The 3,082-nt window shown below is 60.8% G+C and carries 2 protein-coding genes; both read left to right on the plus strand.

What is annotated here, in order from left to right:
• The first annotated feature begins 160 nt into the window (after window positions 1-160).
• Entirely contained in the window at window positions 161-1,078 is a 918-nt protein-coding gene (cysD, locus tag OC610_RS24300; RefSeq protein WP_030139871.1) for a sulfate adenylyltransferase subunit CysD, read from the plus strand.
• Window positions 1,079-1,087: 9 nt separating this feature from the next.
• Window positions 1,088-2,986, plus strand: coding sequence for a sulfate adenylyltransferase subunit CysN (cysN, locus tag OC610_RS24305; RefSeq protein ID WP_264431490.1), 1,899 nt, complete (start codon window positions 1,088-1,090; stop codon window positions 2,984-2,986).
• Window positions 2,987-3,082: the final 96 nt, after the last annotated feature.

Genomic DNA, 3,082 nt, shown 5'->3' on the forward strand with positions numbered 1-3,082 from the left:
GCTCGCTCCCACAAAGGGCATTGCGGGGCCCGAACCGCCGGGCATATCCATATGCTGTTTCGATCTAGTTGGCGCCCTGATTAGAAGAGGTCGCTGTGCTAGGATTCCCCGCTCGAACACGGCCCGCTGGCCGTTCATAAGAAAGCTTTCGTGAGTAGCCATGGTCGACAAACTGACGCATCTGAAACAGCTGGAGGCGGAAAGCATCCACATCATCCGCGAGGTGGCCGCCGAGTTCGATAACCCGGTGATGCTGTACTCCATCGGTAAAGACTCCGCCGTGATGCTGCACCTGGCACGCAAGGCGTTCTTCCCCGGCAAGCTGCCGTTTCCGGTGATGCACGTCGACACCCGCTGGAAATTCCAGGAAATGTACAAGTTCCGCGACCGTATGGTCGAAGAGCTCGGTCTGGACTTGATCACCCATATCAACCCGGACGGTGTGGCGCAGAACATCAACCCGTTCACCCACGGCAGTGCCAAGCACACCGACATCATGAAGACCGAGGGCCTGAAACAGGCGCTCGACAAGCATGGTTTCGACGCCGCCTTCGGTGGTGCCCGTCGCGATGAAGAGAAGTCCCGCGCCAAGGAGCGCGTCTACTCGTTCCGTGACAGCAAGCACCGCTGGGACCCGAAGAACCAGCGTCCGGAGCTGTGGAACGTCTACAACGGCAAGGTCAACAAGGGCGAGTCGATTCGCGTATTCCCGCTGTCGAACTGGACCGAACTGGACATCTGGCAGTACATCTACCTCGAAGGTATCCCGATCGTGCCGCTGTACTTCGCCGCCGAGCGTGAAGTGATCGAGAAGAACGGCACGCTGATCATGATCGACGACGAGCGCATCCTCGAGCACCTGTCCGACGAAGACAAGGCCCGTATCGTCAAGAAGAAAGTGCGTTTCCGTACCCTTGGCTGCTACCCGTTGACGGGCGCGGTGGAGTCCGAGGCCGAGAGCCTGACGGACATCATCCAGGAAATGCTCCTGACGCGAACTTCCGAGCGCCAGGGCCGGGTCATCGACCACGATGGCGCAGGCTCGATGGAAGATAAAAAACGTCAAGGTTATTTCTAAGGGGCTGTCATGTCGCATCAATCTGATTTGATCAGCGAGGACATCCTCGCCTACCTGGGCCAGCACGAGCGTAAAGAACTGCTGCGCTTCTTGACCTGCGGTAACGTCGATGACGGCAAGAGCACCCTGATCGGGCGCCTGCTGCACGACTCCAAGATGATCTACGAAGATCACCTGGAAGCCATTACCCGCGATTCGAAGAAAGTCGGCACCACCGGGGACGATATCGACCTGGCGCTGCTCGTCGATGGCCTGCAGGCCGAGCGCGAGCAAGGCATCACCATCGATGTCGCCTATCGCTATTTCTCCACCGCCAAGCGCAAATTCATCATCGCCGACACCCCCGGCCATGAGCAGTACACCCGCAACATGGCCACCGGTGCGTCCACCTGTGACCTGGCGATCATCCTGGTGGACGCGCGCTACGGCGTGCAGACCCAGACCCGTCGCCACAGCTTCATTGCCTCGTTGCTGGGCATCAAGCACATCGTCGTGGCCATCAACAAGATGGACCTCAAGGACTTCGACCAGGGCGTGTTCGAGTCCATCAAGGCCGACTACCTGAAGTTCGCCGAAGGCTTGAAGATGAAGCCCACCAGCATGCACTTCGTGCCGATGTCGGCCCTCAAGGGCGACAACGTGGTGAACAAGTCCGAGCGTTCGCCGTGGTACACCGGCCAGTCGCTGATGGAAATCCTCGAGACCGTGGAAGTGGCGGGCGACCGCAACTTCACCGACCTGCGTTTCCCGGTGCAATACGTCAACCGTCCGAACCTGAACTTCCGCGGTTTCGCCGGCACGCTTGCCAGCGGCATCGTGCACAAGGGTGACGAAGTGGTGGTGTTGCCGTCGGGCAAGAGCAGCCGCGTGAAATCCATCGTCACCTTCGAGGGTGAGCTGGAACATGCCGGTCCAGGCCAAGCCGTGACGCTGACCATGGAAGACGAGATCGACATCTCCCGTGGCGACCTGCTGGTGCATGCCGACAACGTTCCGCCCGTCACCGACAGCTTCGAAGCGATGCTGGTGTGGATGGCCGAGGAGCCGATGCTGCCGGGCAAGAAATACGACATCAAGCGCGCCACCAGCTACGTGCCCGGTTCGATTGCCAGCATCGTCAACAAGGTCGATGTGAACACCTTGGAAGAGGGCCCGGCCAGCGCGTTGCAACTCAACGAAATCGGCAAGGTGAAGATCGCCCTGGATGCGCCGATCGCCCTGGATGGTTACGAGAGCAATCGCACCACCGGCGCGTTCATCATCATCGACCGCCTGACCAACGGTACCGTCGGCGCGGGCATGATCGTGGCCCAGCCGCTGGCCCATGGCAGCAGCACCCACCACGGCAAGCTGGCCCATGTGTCGGTGGAAGAACGTACCCAGCGCTTCGGCCAACAGCCGGCCACGGTGCTGTTCAGCGGTCTGTCGGGCGCGGGCAAGAGCACGCTGGCCTACGCGGTGGAACGCAAGCTGTTCGACATGGGCCGTGCGGTGTTCGTGCTCGACGGTCAGAACCTGCGCCACGACCTGAACAAAGGCTTGCCGCAGGATCGCAGCGGGCGTACTGAAAATTGGCGCCGTGCGGCTCACGTCGCCCGTCAGTTCAACGAAGCCGGCCTGCTGACCCTGGCCGCGTTCGTTGCGCCAAGCGCCGAAGGGCGTGAACAGGCCAAGGACCTGATCGGCCGGGAGCGCCTGCTGACGGTCTACGTCCAGGCCTCGCCAACGGTATGTGCCCAGCGTGATCCGCAAGGGCTGTACGCGGCTGCCGGGGACAACATCCCGGGCGAATCCTTCCCGTATGACGTGCCGTTGGATGCCGACCTGGTGATCGACACGCAGTCGTTGACGTTGGAAGAAAGCGTCAAGCAGGTGCTGGATCTGCTGCGCAAGCGTGGGGCGATCTAAGGCAAGTCGCTGTAACTAAAAGCCCGCAGATGAGTGATCATCTGCGGGCTTTCTGTTGTCTGGAAGGACGCTATCACGAGCAAGCTCGCTCCCACA

Origin of the sequence: Pseudomonas agronomica (genome assembly GCF_025917275.1) — a bacterium.
Classification (GTDB): domain Bacteria; phylum Pseudomonadota; class Gammaproteobacteria; order Pseudomonadales; family Pseudomonadaceae; genus Aquipseudomonas; species Aquipseudomonas agronomica.

What these genes read in the sequence shown, in the direction of transcription:
- cysD (WP_030139871.1), top strand. Translation starts at nt 161, where the DNA reads ATGGTCGACAAACTGACGCATCTGAAACAGCTGGAGGCGGAAAGCATC.
- cysN (WP_264431490.1), top strand. Translation starts at nt 1,088, where the DNA reads ATGTCGCATCAATCTGATTTGATCAGCGAGGACATCCTCGCCTACCTG.